A 15,786-nucleotide genomic window follows, 5' to 3' on the forward strand; every position below is an offset into this window, starting at 1 on the left:
AGATGCGTTGAACGGTCATTGCGCAACCGCCGCTGCTCGCGACGAAGCTTAGCGGCGACCTTGCGGCGCCGCTTCGATCCGCGCCTGCAGCGTGCCAGAGCCCGCTGAGCGCGCCGTACCGCGCGGGCACGCCGGTCGCCCGGTCGGCGGTTCGCATGATGCACGCCGTTCGAACTGGTAGCGAGGTGCTCGATGCCGACGTCGATCCCTACGGGCTGGGCGTCATCATTCGCCGCTAGCGGAACGCTCACAGACAGCGCTACCTGCCAGATGCCCTCGCGACGTGTGAACACTGCGGACTTGATGACTGCGCCTTCGGGCAACGGCCGGTGCATGCGAAGTCGCAGGCCACCAGTAACGCCGCTGCTGAAAAGCAGACGGCCATCACGGATGCGCAGTCCGCCAGTCTGGTGAAAGCCAAAACTGTCCCAGCGTGAAGCCGGGCGGAACCGTGGAAAGCCAGCCTTGCCGGGCTTTGTCTTGGCGCGTCGGAAGAAGCCCTTCATGGCATCGTCGAGGCGCTTCAGCGTCCACTTCGACAGGTTGTAGGGGACGCCGCCGTAGGTCTCGTCAAAGCCCCGGATCGCGGTCAACGACTTGGTCTGGTCGTTCATGCCGACAGAGACGCCACGCCGCCAAGCGTCGATCCGCTCCTGCAGGGCTGCGTTATATAAATGCCGCTGATCGTCCAGAATACGCCTCAGCGCGCCATGCTGGGCGCGGGTCGGCTTCAGCCGATAGACGAATGTCAGAACCTGCATGGTTCAGTATATATGTTCCTACTATGTTCTTTTCTACATTTTAATCCGAATAGCCGATGTAACGAAAAAAGGGCGGCCATGAGCCGCCCTTCTCCTTATCGATCCTGCAAGAGGCTGTTTCAGCCTTTCTTGCGAGCCTTGCGAGGGCCAGGCTTGCGGCCAAGACCAATCTTCTTGGCCAGTTCGCGGCGCTTCTCGGCATAGTTGGGCGCGACCATCGGATAGTCGGCGGGCAGGCTCCAGCGTGCGCGATACTCTTCCGGAGTCATGTTGTAGTGCGTCATGAGGTGACGCTTCAGCATTTTCAGCTTCTTACCGTCTTCAAGACACACGATATAATCCGGCTTGATGGAAGAACGGATAGAAACAGCCGGTTCGGGCAGGGGCTCTTCTTCGGCCTCTTCTGCACCCAGCGAACTGAGCGAGGCATAAACCTTCGAAATGAGGTTCGGCATTTCATCGACCGAAACGACATTGTTGCTGACATGAGCCGAAACAATATCGGACGTCAGTTCAACGAGGTGGTCTTTATCGATCTGGGCGATCTCGTTCATCAGTGATCCTGTAGTGGTCTGGGGGATTAGGGAGAGCGTTACTACGCCCCTTATTCCAATTCTGCAACGTATCCTGACACCTTAATAATAATTCCTGAACGCGCGCAAAAAATATTTTCGCCGCGCGCTGCCCCCTCGACGGCGCGTCGCGGGCAATTTTCAGCATTTTCAGAAAAAGAAACCGACCCCCTTCTCGATTCTTTTTCTCATCCTACAACATCGGTCCTGCGGGCCCGGGAAGTGATCCAGCCAGTGGGTTGGAAAAATCAATCCGGAGCACGCTCATGAACATCGTTCGCAACATCATCGCCGCGGTCACTGCGATCGCTCTGGCGACCCCTGCTCTTGCGCAGCCGACGATCGACGTGGCTGCTGGCGAAGAGCCCATCCGCATCGCGGTGGTCGATTCCGGCGTCTATGCGCCGCCGGCCGACGTGAACGCGACCATCACGCGCTACGACGCGCGCAAGCCGAAGAAGGGCATCGTCCTCGAAACCGAGGATCGCTGGAAGGGCTCGCACGGCACGCTCGTCACGAGCATCATCCTGCGCGAGACGAACCGCCCGCTCGACATCCTCGCCTATCGCGCCGAGCGCAAGTGCGGCAAGATCCTGTGCGAGATGTCGCCGCGCTCGATCGCAGCGGCCGTTCGCCATGCGGCGGACAATGGCGCCAAGGTCATCCAGATCTCGTCCTACGGGCGCATGCACCACTCGCAGAGGAAGGTGCTCGAGCAGGTTGCCGCCGAAGGCGTGCACATCGTCCTTTGCGCCGGCAACCAGGGCGGTCTGACCACTTGGATGCCGCTCCTGCACGACAACCCGGAGTTCATCCACGTCATCGGCGCGCTCGACGAGGACGGCAACCGTGCCGAGTTCTCGGCCAACGGCGGCAGCAACGACGAGCTCATCGACTACCGCGATGGCATTGCGCTCGAAGTCAGCGACTTCGAAGAGACGAGCACGATGGACGGCACCTCGTTCTCGGCTTCGCTCTTCACGCTCGAGCTGATCGACCGCTTTGCATCGAGCGTCGCATTCGCGCAGGCGGCCAACTGACCGCCTCGCTTCATACAAACCGAAAAGGCCCGCCCGGACATCCGGCGCGGGCCTTTTCTTTTGGATCTTGAGACCATGACCCGGAAAATCTGTGCCATCGCCAGCTGGATGCTCTGCCGGTTTACCCCGATCGAGCGATCAAGGATCATGCTCGCAGCTGAGCGTAAGCAGGTACGCAAAACCGTGGGTGACTATGTCATGCGCTTCTACACCTCCTCAGGAGAGCTGCGCGGCCAGCTTACAATCGAGAAAGGCGAGACCCTGTCCATCACCGAGGGCAGCTTGCTCATCAGCGCGCCTGCCTCGGTCGTGAATGCTTTGCGCAGCCGCGCCGTGGAAGGTGTGCTCCGCCTCTCCGATATCGTCGAGCACGAGTACATGCCGAACCTCGTCGTCGATGACATTGGCTTTCGCGATCAGGATCGCCCTCTCGCAACGGCCTACTTCGACAAGCGCCTGGCCAACATCCATCATTTCAACGAAATGGCCTTCAGCAAGGGTCATGAAATCGCCCATCAGCACTACTTCCAAGAAAAGGTCGCCGCATGACGCCTAAGCAGCAGAAAGAGTACGCCGCCAAAATCGATGCGCTCGTCGCAAAGCATGGGATCGCGGTCCAATTCGTCTTCGGCGAAAGAGGAGAGGTGCCCTTCACTTATTCCGTCGGCCGTGCCGAGAAGGGCAAGTCAGAACTCCTCGTAAACTCGCTTCCTTTTGACGCAGCACAGTACCTGGTCAACGAGATGGTGCGGATTCTCGATGAGCGCGGCACAGAGCCCACCCACGGCGAGATCATCGATCTGGGTCATATCAAGGTTCGCTTCGACCTCGCTCCCGGTGCAGAGAAAACCCATGCCTTCCAGGCCGTGGCGCGGCTCGCCCGCGCGCTGAAACTGCCCGATGACCGGCCGACCCCGCCCTTCGAGACCTACCAGATCGTCTGGCCGGATAAGGAAGGGCGCTTCCCCGACGACGCGGGATACGCAGCGGACAAGTTCCCCCAGCCGCTTTACAGCCAGCAGCACCCGCCTAAGCAAAGCAGCTAAGGCGTCATGAACTACCTCGTCTCTCCTCTTGCGGTTGCCATCGTGCGTGCCAGCCAGGTCAGTGATCCTGACCTGACACGGCGTTTGCGTACGCTGGTGGACCGCATCGAGGAGGGCGGGCGCCAGCCGCGGACCTTCGACCTCCTGTTCGGCGACCATGAAGCCTCGCTTCTGTTCGCCCCAGGGTCGGGCGACCACGACGTGACCGTGAACGCCCAGATCGAAGGCGACGGCTTTGCGCTCAACGAGGATATCTTGATCCTCAACCGTGTTCCGGAAGCCATTCGCAGCCAGCACTTGGCCTTGCTCGAAAGCGGCTCGCTCAGTCTCCACGATCTCATCGAGAGCCAAGGGCTTCCCGACCTGCCTGTCACGGCTATCCGCAGCGAGATGTCGATGACCTACTCGCTCCAGTCGCCGGTCTACTACGCCACGCATTCGCCAGAGGCGTTTCTCGCCGCATTCGGCTGAGCGATTAGGCCCAAGGCCTGTCGCATCCTAAAAAGGCTCTGAGCGGCCTTGCTGGCCAATACGAGAGACTTTTCATGATCGACCTCATCAAGACCAACGGCACCGTGAACCGGCATTGCGCCTGGATCGTCACGGACAAGGAGGATTTCAAAGGCGCAGTCGTTTTCGCCGTCGATGAGACTCATGCCCGCGGAAAGGGTGCGCGCGTCCTGTGTGACGACGATGACATCAGCTACATCGAGGCGCGCCGTTTCCCGGACGGAGACCAGTTCTATGATGCTGGCCCCATTCCGGCATCGTTTCTCGCTCACTCGGGCTTCACCTTCGAATGCAGCGGCTGCGGGCGCACCATCAGCGAAGACGAGTGCCACGAGCGTGCGCTATACCTCGACGACGTACAGGGAACCCAGGACAGCAGCGTCTACTGCAATATCGTCTGCGAAGCAGAAGACCGTCTCTCGCGGGCGAGGGCGACCATGATCGAGCAGCGGTTCATCCGGCGGGCGAAGCGGTTGATCCGCGCTCGCTTCCCCAAGGCCAGCTTCGACAGCTTACGCGGCGCTCCCCGTGCCGATGCCTATGCCCGCTATGCAGAAGGCCAGACCCGTCTCCAGCAGGGCTCGGTCGATTTCATCGTCCCCGGCCTTGCTCATCCCGTTTCCCTCAAGTTCGACAGACGCAGTAATGCCGGCAACCGGCTCAGCTGGTTCTCCTCCAAGGTCGATGTCGATGACTTCAGGTCACTGTTGAAAGACTCGAGCAGCAAGAGAATGGAACGATCATGAATAATGAGAACGACAACCAGAGGCCTGAAGGCGGCAAAGTAGCCGCAGGCTACTGGTTGCGCATGGAAGCCCTCAAAGCCCTCGGGCTGGATCTACACGAGTTAGACGAAGCGCAGATGAACGAGCGGCTGGAAGAGATCCGCAGCAAAGCGATGCAAGATGATATTGTGGTCGTCGGCAATTTGGCGGAAGCTGCCTGGTCGATCTTCGGTGATGCGATTGACGAGCAAGGGCCTATTGACGCCCAGCGCTAACCGCTCGTTATGCGTCGGTGCGTAAGCACATGACGCAGATGGACAGAAGCTCGCACCGACCATATCCCCTCTTTGTCTCAATGGCATAGGGGAGGCCATCATCCGCAAGTTCGTCATCCTGTCCGCGCTTGGTCTCATGGCCTGCAACTCAAGCGAACCCGCGCAAGAAGGAGAGCAGGACACGGCCTCGCAGGTTGCGTCAGCACCTTCCGAGAAACCGGGGCCTGTCCAGCTGGCTCCTTGCGACGAAACCGGCTGCACGGCTTTCCGGCCCATCTCGCAGGAGATCGTGGCGGCTGGCGAGAAAGGTAAGCTGATCAAGGCGAAGCTTCTTGGAGGTAGCTCCTCGATCGAGGGCTCCCCATTGGAGTGGAATACCTATCCGCACGAAATCACCATCTTCTGCGCGGAGAAGCTGCCTTCCATTCTCATCGACACGGAAGAAGGCTGGCAAGTCGATGTCATCGACTTCGAATACCTGTCGCAGGTCCAGATCGCCTCGCGGGACGTCTACGGATACTACTGCCATCCGGACGACGAGAACTTCCCGCTCAGTTCGCGGTCCTACGGCTACCGCGCCATCCCTGAAGAATACCAGGACCTCATGGTCGAGGACCCTCAAGAGCTTTTCGCGATCGCCGCGAAACGCTGATCTCTGCATAGCCCCGTAACAGGGGAAGAGCTGAATTGGCCTGTGCAGGGTAACACCTGCACGAAGGAAAAATCATGCTCGGTATGCTTATCACCGTTTGCCGCATCGACTACTTGGGCGACGAAACGACCGAACCCCAGATCGATATCGTCGAGCCGCGCATCTCGATGGAAGACGCCCTCAAGCAGATCAAGGCAGACGAGCGCGCCCTCGTCGCCGAAGACGCGGCTGATTACGACGACGAACAGGATGCCCAGACCATCCTGAACCAGATCGACGTCATGGCATGGCCGAGCGACACCAACGCAGATGGCGCCTACGTCATCACCTCGGCGTGGGGCGGCCCCATCGTCCAGGGCGGCTATGAGTTCCGCTTCGTCCCCGTGTCGCTCGCCGAGAGCGACGTGCCTGCTGAACCCGCTGCCAAGAAGGCCGCCTGAGCTCCAATCCCAGAAAGGACGACACATGGGTTTCTTCTCATGGATGACTGCCGACACGCGGCAGTCGATCGCGAACGTATATTCCGGCCGTGACACCAAGCCGGTCTATCTTCTCCAGCCCGGCGGAGAGCCGCCGATTCGCGAAGATGCGTATGAAGGCTATGGGGAATTTGGTGGCCAGAATGCCTACGAGTGGCTGGCTCTTGCCAATATCCCGACAGATCGGATCGCAGAGTTCTCCGAACCGGACTGGAAGCTCCACATGGTCGGCGTATCGCTCGCACATGGCAGCTACTACTGCCACCGGGACACAGGCGCGAACTACTCGATCTTCCATCCCGTCCCCGACCTGTTCGGCCTCAACATCACGCATCTCGCCTGCACCTTTGCGCAGCCTTGCCCCGAATTCGGCGGGCTCTCGCCCAACGAGGCGCTGCGGACCGGACTTCTGGAATGCCTGGAGGTCCCCCGGCCGAAACATCCACTCAAGTTCTCGTTCGATCCCAATGCGGTCTACGAGGATCTCGGCGTTTCGCAGAATTGCCCTTGGCAGGGCTACTTCTACTCTGACGATGAGGAAGACGAAGACGAGCTCGAGGACGGTTGATCCACGCCGGTATGCCGTCCCTAGCCTTAGGGTAAGGGACGGCGACCAGATCGAGCAAAAGATGAACGGCTCATATGCATTGAGCTGTAACACTAGGTATGATAGTGGACCATTGCTGCATGACTGAGAACCCGCGCATCCGCATCTACGCCAACCGTTGGTTTGCCAAGTTCGCAGCAAAAGAAAAGATCAGCGATGCCACGCTTGCTGATGCCGTGCATCGGGCCGAATCCGGCCTGATCGATGCCGATCTTGGCAGCGGTCTCATCAAGCAGCGCATCGCGCGACAGGGCGGAGGCAAGTCTGGCGGCTATCGCTCGATCCTGATTTTCCGCTCGGGCGTGCGGGCCATATTCGTGTTTGCCTTCGCCAAGAGCGACAAGGCAAACCTGAATGCGCCGGAAATGAAGGTCTTTCGCAAGGCTGCTGGCATCATGCTGGAGCTGGACGAGGACCAGATCGAAACGGAAGTTGAAGCAGGTCGATTAGTCGAGGTGAAAGACGATGAGCAAGGCTAAGGCAAAGACCTACAAGAGCGAGGCGATGGCTGCCGTCCACGAGATGATGGAAGGCCTTCACGACGCCGGTAGCATCGACAAGCGTACCATGCGCGAGTTTGATGAAGCCTGCCTTGCGCCTGCTCCGCTTCTGTCACCCGAGGAGATCAGGGCCATCCGGGAGGCGGAGCATGTGTCGCAGCCGGTGTTTGCGCGCTATCTCAACGTATCGAAGAACCTCGTGTCGGATTGGGAACGCGGGGCAAAGAAGCCTGGAGGTCCGGCTCTGCGGCTGCTGTCGATCATCCGGCGCAGCGGGCTGGATGCAGTGGCGTAAGCCGGGACATTATCACCCGTTAGCCTCGGGAAGCCCGTCACTTCAGGGCGGGGATAAGAGCTGAAGCCATCGGTATTCTTTCTGATCATCGATATAGCAGCTGACAATCTCGATCATCGCCGCGGTTCTCGCCGAAGGCTTTTTCATCCTGAAAACCACTTTTAGAAAGCAGCAGATGCGATTTCTTACGAACAAGGCAGCGGTCAATGCGGCACTGGCGGCTTGCATCATCGTGCTCGCCATCCTTGCCTGTCTGATTATTGGGCTGCCCTACAGCGACATGGGTACGCTCGTTCTTGCGATCGGCTTCATCACGGTCTCTTTTATCGCCGACACGCTCCTGAAAATCCGCTGGCCGCTGCCGCGCGCTAAATGCTCCTCGCAACCCGATTGACTGGAGAGACTTGTCCATGACCGATAAGCGGTTCTCGTTTCCTTTTCCGACGCTCAAGCAGATGCTCGTGACGATCGGCATCGCCTTCATCGTGATCGTCACCCTGCTTGCCCTGCCTTCCTTGGCTCCCGCCAACGAAGTGACCTCGGCCGGAGGGCAGAAATACGCCTACACTTTCAACGAGGAGGCAGCGGCGAACGGACCGTCGAACGCCGACCTCAAAATGGTCGACAGCGATAAGATCCGTTACGCGGCTGACTTCTGCGGCATCACCAAGGCGCTCAATGGCGAGCCGCGCAGTTGTAGCCTCTATGTGCAAGATGATCCTGACGGCACAATGATCGGATATGCGATCCTGCGCGAAGATGCCGACGGCGTGAGTGTCGTCACGCAAGTCGATCCCAACAAGAATCTCCCCGACGCCGCTAAGTCCTGCTGGGTCCACGACCAGATCAAGACTTATGACGACGTCCAGAATGAATGGATTGCTGTCCCCTCGATCGACCAGCCCTTCGAAGGCCGGATCTACTACCAGGCGAAAGAGCGCTCTCCCGGCGACTGGCTGTACTCGGGAGGAGACGTAGATTGGCCGGAAGCGGCAGGAGGCGTCTGGTACATCAAGAGCACCGGCGACAACCTGCGGATTACGCAGGAGCGCTGGAACTACTGCTATACCGACACCAACGTCGATGAAGTCTTCAAGCGCATCGTGACCTTGAAGCTGGTCGACGAAGATTAAGCGGCTGGGCAAGGGCGGCAGATGATGCCGCCCTCTGGTCTCAGTATCCCGGAATGCCGAAGTCTTCGAACTTCTCGGCAAAGCCTTTCCCGCCAAAGTCGAAGCGCGTCATCTCGTAGCGATCACCCTTGAGCTCGAACTGAAAGCCCACGACCCCGCTCGGATCGGGGTGTTCGGCAACGAACGTCGTGGGATCCACTGGCCTAATAGTCCAGCCTTCCGCCAGGGGCGGAAAGTTCTTCGGCGGAGTTTTGCCAATCTGCTCCTTTGCAAGTTCAGCAGCGGCTTCGGCCGTGACGTTTTCATCGACCATGTCATTGATCATGGTCTTGAGCTTCTCGACGTTCGCAGGGTCCTCGAGCTTGTCCTTGATGTTGTTGTCTTCGAGCGCAGCCTTGAAAAACTCGCCCTTCAGGTCCGCCCGCAGCGTGTCGAAGTCGACCAGATCATCAATCATCTTTGGGTCACCCGCCTGCAGCGCCGCTTCGAGCTGACTGATCGTCTCCTCGCGCGAGACTTCAGCGGCTGGCATGGCATTGGATCCGCAACCGGCCAGAAGAAACGAACTGCACGACAGGGCAAGGGCAAGACGAAGCATAGCGATCCTCAATTGAACTGACCGCTGCTTCCTAAGTCCAAAGTCTTTGGCCCCGGTTAATTCCTGCGAATTTCGCGGGATCTTCTGTCTCTCATCCTTCCAAGCAGAACAAAGGACGCTGACCATGGCCTCTGCAGCACGGCAAAGTCGACCGCTTAGTTCGCACGAATGGATCAGGGAGAGGGCCGTCATGAAGGGCCGGACCGCCGCCGCCAAAGGCGAGGGGCGAGGTACCAACCCCTATACGCGGCTCAAGGCCGCCGATCTTCACGAGGCATGGCTGGAAGGTTTCGAAATGCAGGAGGCCCGGGTCGAGGCGACCCGCGACAGGGGCTTGTTCGACTGAGGCGGGCTAGGGCCGTCTCAGTACCCATCCTAGAATGGTCCCCAGTGGCTTGGCATGAGCCAAGGAGATGGGAAAATGGTTGAATTTAATCGCGACGAGCGCGTGTGGGACGGCAAAGGCAATGCTGTCTTCTGCAAGGCAAAAGACGCCTGGGGCAGCTATGGCAATATGGCCGGCGGCTACGCCTTCGTCGATCCGGCGACCGGCCTGACGTGGAAAAGCAGCGAGGCCTGGTACCAGGCCCAGCGTTTTGGCCATCTGCCCGCGCTGCAGGAGGAGATCCGCGACGCTGCCAACGGCTTTGTCGCGAAGAAGGTCGCTCACGCCCGCGTGAAAGAGAGCCGGAGCGACTGGCTCGACGTCAACGTCGAGCTGATGGCGCGCGCGATCGAGCTGAAGTGCACGAACACGCGCTTTGCCGCCGAGCTGCTGGCCAGCGGCGAGATGGAAATTGTGGAGCTGAGCATGCGCGACGCCTTCTGGGGCGCCAAGCCGATGGGCAATGGCAGCCTGAAAGGCGCGAATGTGCTTGGCCAGCTGCTGATGCAGCAGCGTGCCAAACTTGCTGCGACGGCCAAGCCGAAACGGGGCGGCATGCTCGGCGCCCTGGCGGGGTGAGGGCGATGGCCTTCACCCCCGTCTGCAGTCTGCGGCCTCGGGCCCAGACTGCAACGACCGGTCGGACCCACCAGCATTGGGCCCGCGATCCCTACCATATCCGGCGGACCGGCGATGCCAGCCGCACGCGCTGCGGCATCGACTGCTCCGACTGGCTCGTCATGGACGAGATGGAGGAGCCGAACGAGCACTGCTGTTACCGCTGCCTCTCAATCACCGATCCGGCCAAGCAATGATCTCAGGAGCACATATGACCAATCGCCAGTTCCGCAGCATGGTTCGCCGCGAGGCGATCAAGGTCGAAGTCGAGGTTCAACGCAGCCGTGCCCGGCCGGTGCATCTCCCGCTATGCGCGATGCTCAAGGCGCCGCGGTGGAGCCTTGGGCGCAACCGGTTCCGTCGTCACTGATGCTTCCAGCGTAAGAGCTTGCGGCTGGCGTCAGATATCCGCGTAGTCGATCCCTAACGCCCGTGCCAACGCCTCGATCTCGCTGTGACAAGGGTAGTCTTTCACTGGGCGGGAGACATGCCCTGTGCTCCAGACCGAAGGTATCCGATCACCGAAAAGCACTACACAGTAGTTGGGGCCATGCTGGTAAGAGCTGTAATAGATCCCTTGCGCAGCAGGGAACGTGCGATGGATTGCTTCTGCCCATCCACGCGTAAAACCGTAGCAACTGCTCGGAACCGTCAACAGCGCATTGTGCTCGACCCCGATCCGTCTTTGTCCTGCAGTGGTGAGGTCGATGAGATGGAGATCGATCGCAAGGTCGATCGTGCTGTGGTCCCGCTCCTTATGTGCTCGAGGCGAGACGATTTGGAGTGGTGCAGTTCTTCCCTGCTGAACCAATGCATCTGAACAGCGAAGGATTATCTCCGAAGTAGCTGCCTCGAAAGTCTCGGCTGCATAGATCGTCGGGATCACCTCACCAGCCTCGTCATAAATCGGCGAGAACCGTGCGTTGCCATTTGGCGTATTGTTAAACTGGTCTGGTGCGAAAGCATTAAGATGGACGCGATGCAGGCGAGTGCCCTTCGTGACCGTGATGTACCGCTCATGGCCGGTCCGCAAAGCGTCCGGATGTGGGACTGGATTGTAGCTCGCCATTAGCCGTGAAGCACCGGCTCGACTTCACGGGAAAATGCCTCGAGCACCGCGTCAGGGTCAGTCTTCAAGGCGTCAGCTGGCGGCCCGTCGAAGTCGAGGTGAGGCCTCGTGAGCCAGTGAAGCAGCATGAAATCGCTATAATCGTCCGGCTGGATCTTCCTGATCTCCTTGATGAGCGGGAATATCCGACGATTATCGATGTCGAACTGAAATAGCGGATAACCGACGCGCCCATGATGGTTGAACTTCAGGAGGGCCTGGTCGATCTCCACCCTCTTCATCGCCGCTGACGCATTGCTTGGAGACTTCCCAAGAAGCTCACAGGCAGATTTCTGATCAACCAGAGTGGTCGACTCCAGCAAATCATTCTGCAGGCGAACGCGATTGAGCGCCTTTTTCAGAACCGGATCATCGCCCTGAGTGAAGCTTCTCCTCAAATGGTCGCGATAGGCATCAACGAAGTGTTCCATTTCCGTCGCCAATGCGCGGGTCAGGGCAACTTTCGACAGATTCTGCAAAAAAGACTGCTCTTTCAACGGAGCCTTTGACAACTCGTCGCGCATGATTTGCGCGACTGAACGTGCAGTTTCAGACCATTCGCTGGCCTGTACACCGAACTTAGGCGCCAGCGTGCTGCAATCGATCGTCACGGGCACCAGGACCATTCGCCGGTTGCTGTCCGCAGACTGCGCGTAATCGGCCGAAAATGGATCCTGCGGGAAATACCGCAACATTTCGTCGACAATGTCCTCGAAAATCTTCTCGTCGTCGCTTTCGAGCGCGCCTTCAGCGGCCATGACCAAATCCTATAATCTACGCAGCTAGGATGCTGCATAGCAAATATATCACTTATCGGTGAATCTTCAAGAATGCCTCATCAGCGGGCGGCCCTCGGGTCGTCCGCTTTCTTTTTGCACCCAACCGAAAGGGCCAAGCGTATGCAGACCGATCTCTTCGTTGGAGAACTCGAACGGCCACCCGTGATGGTCGCCTGGGGCGGCGGCGTCGACAGCACCGCGATGATCATCGAGATGCACGCGCGAGGCGAGCCGATCGATATCGTGCTTTTCGCAGATACCTTCTCGGAGCGCCCGTGGACCTACAAGGCGATCGAGATCTTCGCCAAATGGCTGGCAGAGCGCGGCATCCGGTTCGAACGCGTGTTCTACCAGGCCAGCAAGTTCAAGAACTACCCGCCATACCTCGGGCTCCTCGAGAACTGCCTGACCAATGGCACGCTACCTTCGATCGCATTCGGCTTCGGCTCGTGCAGCCTGAAGAACAAGGTCCAGCCGCAGAACGCCTTTGCCAAAACCTGGGAGCCAGCAGTCAACGCGTGGCGTCAAGGAACCAAGGTAATCAAATGCATTGGGTACGATTGCTCTCCGGCGGACCAGAAACGCTATGCGGAAAGGGAGGGATATGCTGACGATTCCTATGTTTACCGCTACCCTCTTCGTGAGTGGGGTTGGACCCGCAAGGAGTGCGAAGAGCGCATCCTCCAGGAAGGCCTGCCGGTAGTGAAGAAGTCGGCGTGCTTTTTCTGCACAGCGACGAAGCCGGAAGAGCTTCTCGAGTACGAACCGGAACTGCTCCGGATCATCGTCCTCATGGAAGCCCGGGCCAAGCCGCGCCTCAAGACGACCGAGGGCTTGTGGCGCAAGGCCGTAAAGGGCCTGCGCGGCGCTACCCCGCGTCCCGGAGACATGACCTCCTACATCCGCGAGAAAGGCCTGCTCCCAGCCGACGAGGTGGACTACATCGTCGAGCATGCTCCCACGGCGCTTATCAGCTGGCAGGAAGCTCATGCCGATGTCCCCCTCGAGGAGCGGCCCAACATGCGCTCGTGGATCGAATTCTTCGACGGCCACATCGACAAGTTCCGCAAGGACGGCGTCGTCTCTTTCTACCAGGATGCTCCATATGCCGACGGCGTAACGCCGCCGCGCGTCAAAGACAGGATCGCTGCATGACCAGCCCGGCTTTCAAGAATGGCGACAAGGTGGTCTACAACCACCCGCAACTCGGCCGTCAACGGGGCACATATATCGCCCAGACCTTTCCGGACGGCATGGAGGGGCTATTCAGCCTCATCCACGTCGAGCCCTTCATCAACGACTGGACGGTGCCCACCGGCGCCTTGCAGCGCGCCATTGGCACGCGTGACATGGTCGCGGGCGATCTCGTGCCTGTCTCGCTTCTGAAGGCCGCCTACGAGGTTGAATTCCTCGGCACGCTCTGGACGCACGGCGATAGCGGCCTGATGACCCCGTATGTCTGTAGCGTCGTCTTCGGCAACGGGCTCGCGCTTGCCCGGATCTTTACGACCAACCAGCGGCCGAACTACCACCTGGTCCGGATCGACAGCAGCTGGACCGAAGTCGAAGTCTCCCAGAACTGGGACGACATCCTGACCGCGATCGAGGAAGAGTGCGGCATTGCCGGCGAATGCCTTGATGAGCCTTGCGACAATTGCCGTGACACCATTTGCAAGTGCGGCGAGGACTACAGCGCAGACCGGGAGTTTCCCGCGCTCGATGCGCGTGACGGTGGTTCGTTTTCGATCATCCCCTACACCGACGTCATAAACGTGGTTTTCGGCAAGAAGCGCCGCCTTGCCCTTGCTGCATGATCGAACTGTCAAGTTTTCTTTGACAGTTCCCTTAAAGAGAGAGCCCTGAAGCCCGTTCCAGTCGTACAAGACTGGAGAATGAAAAAATGAATAGCGGCCGCACCCGCATGATGGCTCAGGCCATCGCCCCGCCCGCAATGTCCGCCCGCCCGGCCATCACCGGCAAGGGCCTTCTGGACGCTGCAGCGACCGTGCTCAGCTTCGGCATGAACAAGTTGATCAAGGCCGCAGGCCTATCCCCACGCTTTCTCATCATCGCGCTGTTGTTAAACGAATACATCGGCTTGATGCGTGTGATCTCGATGGGCGAAGGCATCTACAACCTCGCAGGCGCTTAAACGCCTGCACGCTGCAGGCCCCGAGGCTGGCGAGAACCATTTCTCAATGGCCAGACCCTAGAGGCTGCAGAAGAATACCTGGAGTTCGCAATGCTTCCCACCCAGCTCTTCATGGATACGCTGTCGTCTTTCACGATGTTGGCCATGGCCGACCATCTGAAGGACAACAGCGAAAGCGAGCAGGAGCGCCAGGAAATGGCGCAGGCGGTCGAGAAGCTCATTCCCGAATACGCTGACCGCAAGGCCCGCCTCATCGCCGCTTTCCGGTCAGATCCGTACCTGACGCCCGCACAGGCCATCAATGCGACTGCCGAGGTCTGCAAGCCCGAGGTGGAAGAGAACATCCTGCCGATGTTCGACACCCTCGTGGAGAGCCTGCACAACGTCGTCAGGCTGGTCGAGGCTCCCGCAGAGCCGGTTGCGCTTTCGCGCAAAGACAAGCTCAAGCGAGGCGCGTGGATTGCGGCTGGCGTTGCCGTCGTTGCTCTCTACTTCGGTGCTGCGCTCCACTACAAAATCGATACCACCCAGGAACTCGATACCCGCGAGGGCATCATCGGCCGCGCGCAGGCGTGGCAGAAGGTCATCGGGTACGACGATCTCATGGGGACGAGGGTCCGCAGTGGCGGCATCTTCAAGCCAATCCTGTTCTGGCCAGCATCGCCCAACGATGCCGAGGTCGCATATGCGGCCGATTACGCGAGCCAGGCGCTCGGCATTGCCGATACGCTGGACGAGATCGGCACGACCTGCGGGAGGCCGCCCATGGGGGATGAGAACCGCTTCTCCGATGCAGAACTGGCCTATCTCAAGGAATCGTCAGACTGGATTCTAACCCAGTCCCACGTCTGGAATGACGAGGACCCGGGCTCGATCATGGCCGACTACGCAAAGATCAAATTCCGATGCTCGGTCAGCAACTGGTGACATCGCATCCGCGCTCCAATGCACACACAAGGGTCTCGTACATGAAACGTTTCCTCACCGGCGCTCTCGCCGGCTTCGCCTGCCTGTTCGCTGTCTCGGCCTCCGCCCAGTGGGATCCGAAGACGCAGAAAGAGCTGGACGATCTCGCTGCTGCCCAGAGGGCATTAGACGAGGCGGCAATGGAAGCCGCACGGGCAGCTGATGAAGCGGCAGCTGCCGTCGATCGGGGCGAGATGTCGGTAAGCGACGCCTATGATGCGGCCGAAGCCGAATACGAATCCAGGCACACGGCTTGGAACCGGTCAAAGACATGGCTTTGCACCGTTCGTGGCCGTTTCGGGGGCCGAAGAGGTCAAGGCAAAGGGCTGTCCATCCAGACACTCGGCTACGAGATCGATTTTGAAGCGGGCACCGTTCGGAATTATTCCGATTACCTCGCCACGAACATCCTGAGCCGCCGGTTCGAATACGTCGGAGGCACTCCGACAAGTTACCTCGACCTTGGCAATGGAGCCGAGTTCGTGATCGCCATCGGGTTCGACGACACGAAAATGACGCTGACCTCAAGCGACGAAACCACCACGATGAAAACTACCGGCTTTTGCTACGCCACAGCCTGAGGAC

The 15,786-nt window shown here is 59.4% G+C and carries 27 protein-coding genes; 21 read left to right on the forward strand and 6 right to left on the reverse strand.

The window, feature by feature from the left end; translation table 11 throughout:
- Positions 1-761: RNA-guided endonuclease InsQ/TnpB family protein (locus KIH45_RS17760; RefSeq protein ID WP_213177342.1), on the reverse strand; the 761-nt coding region annotated here is incomplete at its 3' end.
- Between the two features lie 119 nt (positions 762-880).
- On the reverse strand, positions 881-1,315 hold the full coding sequence (locus tag KIH45_RS17765; RefSeq protein WP_213177343.1) for a Ros/MucR family transcriptional regulator: 435 nt from the start codon (positions 1,313-1,315) through the stop codon (positions 881-883).
- 284 nt (positions 1,316-1,599) lie between these two features.
- On the opposite strand from KIH45_RS17765, the gene KIH45_RS17770 reads away from it, so the two are divergent.
- The 11 genes from KIH45_RS17770 to KIH45_RS17820 all read left to right on the forward strand — a co-directional run bounded on the left by KIH45_RS17770 (position 1,600) and on the right by KIH45_RS17820 (position 7,462).
- Positions 1,600-2,373: a S8/S53 family peptidase gene (locus KIH45_RS17770; protein WP_213177344.1), complete on the forward strand. Its 774-nt coding sequence runs from the start codon at positions 1,600-1,602 to the stop codon at positions 2,371-2,373.
- 75 nt (positions 2,374-2,448) lie between these two features.
- Positions 2,449-2,922, forward strand: a complete 474-nt coding sequence (locus tag KIH45_RS17775) for a hypothetical protein (RefSeq protein ID WP_213177345.1) — start codon at positions 2,449-2,451, stop codon at positions 2,920-2,922.
- On the forward strand, positions 2,919-3,419 hold the full coding sequence (locus KIH45_RS17780) for a DUF4262 domain-containing protein (protein ID WP_213177346.1): 501 nt from the start codon (positions 2,919-2,921) through the stop codon (positions 3,417-3,419). The genes KIH45_RS17775 and KIH45_RS17780 overlap by 4 nt, the downstream gene beginning before the upstream one ends.
- 6 nt (positions 3,420-3,425) lie before the next feature.
- Complete coding sequence (locus KIH45_RS17785) at positions 3,426-3,890, forward strand: hypothetical protein (RefSeq protein ID WP_213177347.1); 465 nt, start codon at positions 3,426-3,428, stop codon at positions 3,888-3,890.
- A 74-nt stretch (positions 3,891-3,964) separates the two neighbouring features.
- The gene (locus KIH45_RS17790) at positions 3,965-4,675 is read left to right on the forward strand and encodes a hypothetical protein (protein WP_213177348.1); all 711 of its coding nucleotides are present in this window, start codon (positions 3,965-3,967) and stop codon (positions 4,673-4,675) included.
- Complete coding sequence (locus KIH45_RS17795) at positions 4,672-4,929, forward strand: hypothetical protein (protein WP_213177349.1); 258 nt, start codon at positions 4,672-4,674, stop codon at positions 4,927-4,929. Before KIH45_RS17790 ends, KIH45_RS17795 begins: the two co-directional genes overlap by 4 nt.
- 136 nt (positions 4,930-5,065) lie before the next feature.
- Positions 5,066-5,581: a hypothetical protein gene (locus KIH45_RS17800; RefSeq protein ID WP_213177350.1), complete on the forward strand. Its 516-nt coding sequence runs from the start codon at positions 5,066-5,068 to the stop codon at positions 5,579-5,581.
- 74 nt (positions 5,582-5,655) lie between these two features.
- Positions 5,656-6,021 carry a hypothetical protein gene (locus tag KIH45_RS17805; RefSeq protein ID WP_213177351.1) on the forward strand — a complete coding sequence of 122 codons (366 nt, stop codon included), beginning with the start codon at positions 5,656-5,658 and terminating at the stop codon, positions 6,019-6,021.
- 25 nt (positions 6,022-6,046) lie between these two features.
- Positions 6,047-6,628 carry a hypothetical protein gene (locus KIH45_RS17810; protein WP_213177352.1) on the forward strand — a complete coding sequence of 194 codons (582 nt, stop codon included), beginning with the start codon at positions 6,047-6,049 and terminating at the stop codon, positions 6,626-6,628.
- Between the two features lie 119 nt (positions 6,629-6,747).
- Complete coding sequence (locus KIH45_RS17815; RefSeq protein WP_225900030.1) at positions 6,748-7,146, forward strand: type II toxin-antitoxin system RelE/ParE family toxin; 399 nt, start codon at positions 6,748-6,750, stop codon at positions 7,144-7,146.
- Positions 7,133-7,462 carry a helix-turn-helix domain-containing protein gene (locus KIH45_RS17820; RefSeq protein ID WP_213177354.1) on the forward strand — a complete coding sequence of 110 codons (330 nt, stop codon included), beginning with the start codon at positions 7,133-7,135 and terminating at the stop codon, positions 7,460-7,462. The genes KIH45_RS17815 and KIH45_RS17820 overlap by 14 nt, the downstream gene beginning before the upstream one ends.
- Before the next feature lie 85 nt (positions 7,463-7,547).
- On the opposite strand, the gene KIH45_RS17825 is transcribed toward KIH45_RS17820, so the two are convergent.
- Entirely contained in the window at positions 7,548-7,874 is a 327-nt protein-coding gene (locus tag KIH45_RS17825; protein ID WP_213177355.1) for a hypothetical protein, read from the reverse strand.
- Between KIH45_RS17825 and KIH45_RS17830 the strand changes: the two genes are divergently transcribed.
- Positions 7,873-8,595: a hypothetical protein gene (locus KIH45_RS17830; protein ID WP_213177356.1), complete on the forward strand. Its 723-nt coding sequence runs from the start codon at positions 7,873-7,875 to the stop codon at positions 8,593-8,595. The two genes, KIH45_RS17825 and KIH45_RS17830, sit on opposite strands and share 2 nt — an antisense overlap.
- A 40-nt stretch (positions 8,596-8,635) precedes the next feature.
- On the opposite strand, the gene KIH45_RS17835 is transcribed toward KIH45_RS17830, so the two are convergent.
- The gene (locus tag KIH45_RS17835; RefSeq protein ID WP_213177357.1) at positions 8,636-9,385 is read right to left on the reverse strand and encodes a DUF2939 domain-containing protein; all 750 of its coding nucleotides are present in this window, start codon (positions 9,383-9,385) and stop codon (positions 8,636-8,638) included.
- Here KIH45_RS17835 and KIH45_RS17840 point away from each other — a divergent pair.
- The 4 genes from KIH45_RS17840 to KIH45_RS17855 all read left to right on the forward strand — a co-directional run bounded on the left by KIH45_RS17840 (position 9,384) and on the right by KIH45_RS17855 (position 10,566).
- Positions 9,384-9,539, forward strand: a complete 156-nt coding sequence (locus tag KIH45_RS17840; protein ID WP_213177358.1) for a hypothetical protein — start codon at positions 9,384-9,386, stop codon at positions 9,537-9,539. The two genes, KIH45_RS17835 and KIH45_RS17840, sit on opposite strands and share 2 nt — an antisense overlap.
- Positions 9,540-9,614: 75 nt before the next feature.
- The gene (locus KIH45_RS17845) at positions 9,615-10,157 is read left to right on the forward strand and encodes an NADAR family protein (protein ID WP_213177359.1); all 543 of its coding nucleotides are present in this window, start codon (positions 9,615-9,617) and stop codon (positions 10,155-10,157) included.
- Positions 10,158-10,162: 5 nt separating this feature from the next.
- Positions 10,163-10,393: a hypothetical protein gene (locus KIH45_RS17850; RefSeq protein WP_213177360.1), complete on the forward strand. Its 231-nt coding sequence runs from the start codon at positions 10,163-10,165 to the stop codon at positions 10,391-10,393.
- A 14-nt stretch (positions 10,394-10,407) separates the two neighbouring features.
- Positions 10,408-10,566, forward strand: a complete 159-nt coding sequence (locus tag KIH45_RS17855) for a hypothetical protein (protein WP_213177361.1) — start codon at positions 10,408-10,410, stop codon at positions 10,564-10,566.
- A 30-nt stretch (positions 10,567-10,596) separates the two neighbouring features.
- Here the strand turns inward: KIH45_RS17855 and KIH45_RS17860 are convergent, their stop codons facing one another.
- Together KIH45_RS17860 and KIH45_RS17865 are read right to left on the reverse strand one after the other, a co-directional pair.
- A complete protein-coding gene (locus KIH45_RS17860; RefSeq protein ID WP_225900031.1) occupies positions 10,597-11,265 on the reverse strand; it encodes an RES family NAD+ phosphorylase in 669 nt (222 codons plus the stop codon).
- A complete protein-coding gene (locus KIH45_RS17865; protein WP_213177362.1) occupies positions 11,265-12,062 on the reverse strand; it encodes a hypothetical protein in 798 nt (265 codons plus the stop codon). Before KIH45_RS17865 ends, KIH45_RS17860 begins: the two co-directional genes overlap by 1 nt.
- A gap of 141 nt (positions 12,063-12,203) precedes the next feature.
- Between KIH45_RS17865 and KIH45_RS17870 the strand changes: the two genes are divergently transcribed.
- From KIH45_RS17870 to KIH45_RS17890, 5 genes are all read left to right on the forward strand, one after another.
- Complete coding sequence (locus tag KIH45_RS17870; RefSeq protein ID WP_213177363.1) at positions 12,204-13,238, forward strand: hypothetical protein; 1,035 nt, start codon at positions 12,204-12,206, stop codon at positions 13,236-13,238.
- A complete protein-coding gene (locus KIH45_RS17875) occupies positions 13,235-13,897 on the forward strand; it encodes a hypothetical protein (protein WP_213177364.1) in 663 nt (220 codons plus the stop codon). Before KIH45_RS17870 ends, KIH45_RS17875 begins: the two co-directional genes overlap by 4 nt.
- A gap of 86 nt (positions 13,898-13,983) precedes the next feature.
- Positions 13,984-14,235 (forward strand): hypothetical protein, encoded by a 252-nt coding sequence (locus tag KIH45_RS17880; RefSeq protein ID WP_213177365.1) that lies wholly within the window; start codon positions 13,984-13,986, stop codon positions 14,233-14,235.
- 90 nt (positions 14,236-14,325) lie between these two features.
- A complete protein-coding gene (locus KIH45_RS17885; RefSeq protein ID WP_213177366.1) occupies positions 14,326-15,162 on the forward strand; it encodes a hypothetical protein in 837 nt (278 codons plus the stop codon).
- Positions 15,141-15,782, forward strand: coding sequence for a hypothetical protein (locus KIH45_RS17890; RefSeq protein ID WP_213177367.1), 642 nt, complete (start codon positions 15,141-15,143; stop codon positions 15,780-15,782). Before KIH45_RS17885 ends, KIH45_RS17890 begins: the two co-directional genes overlap by 22 nt.
- Positions 15,783-15,786: the final 4 nt, after the last annotated feature.

Source organism: Croceicoccus gelatinilyticus (genome assembly GCF_018398395.1).
Taxonomy (GTDB): domain Bacteria; phylum Pseudomonadota; class Alphaproteobacteria; order Sphingomonadales; family Sphingomonadaceae; genus Croceicoccus; species Croceicoccus gelatinilyticus.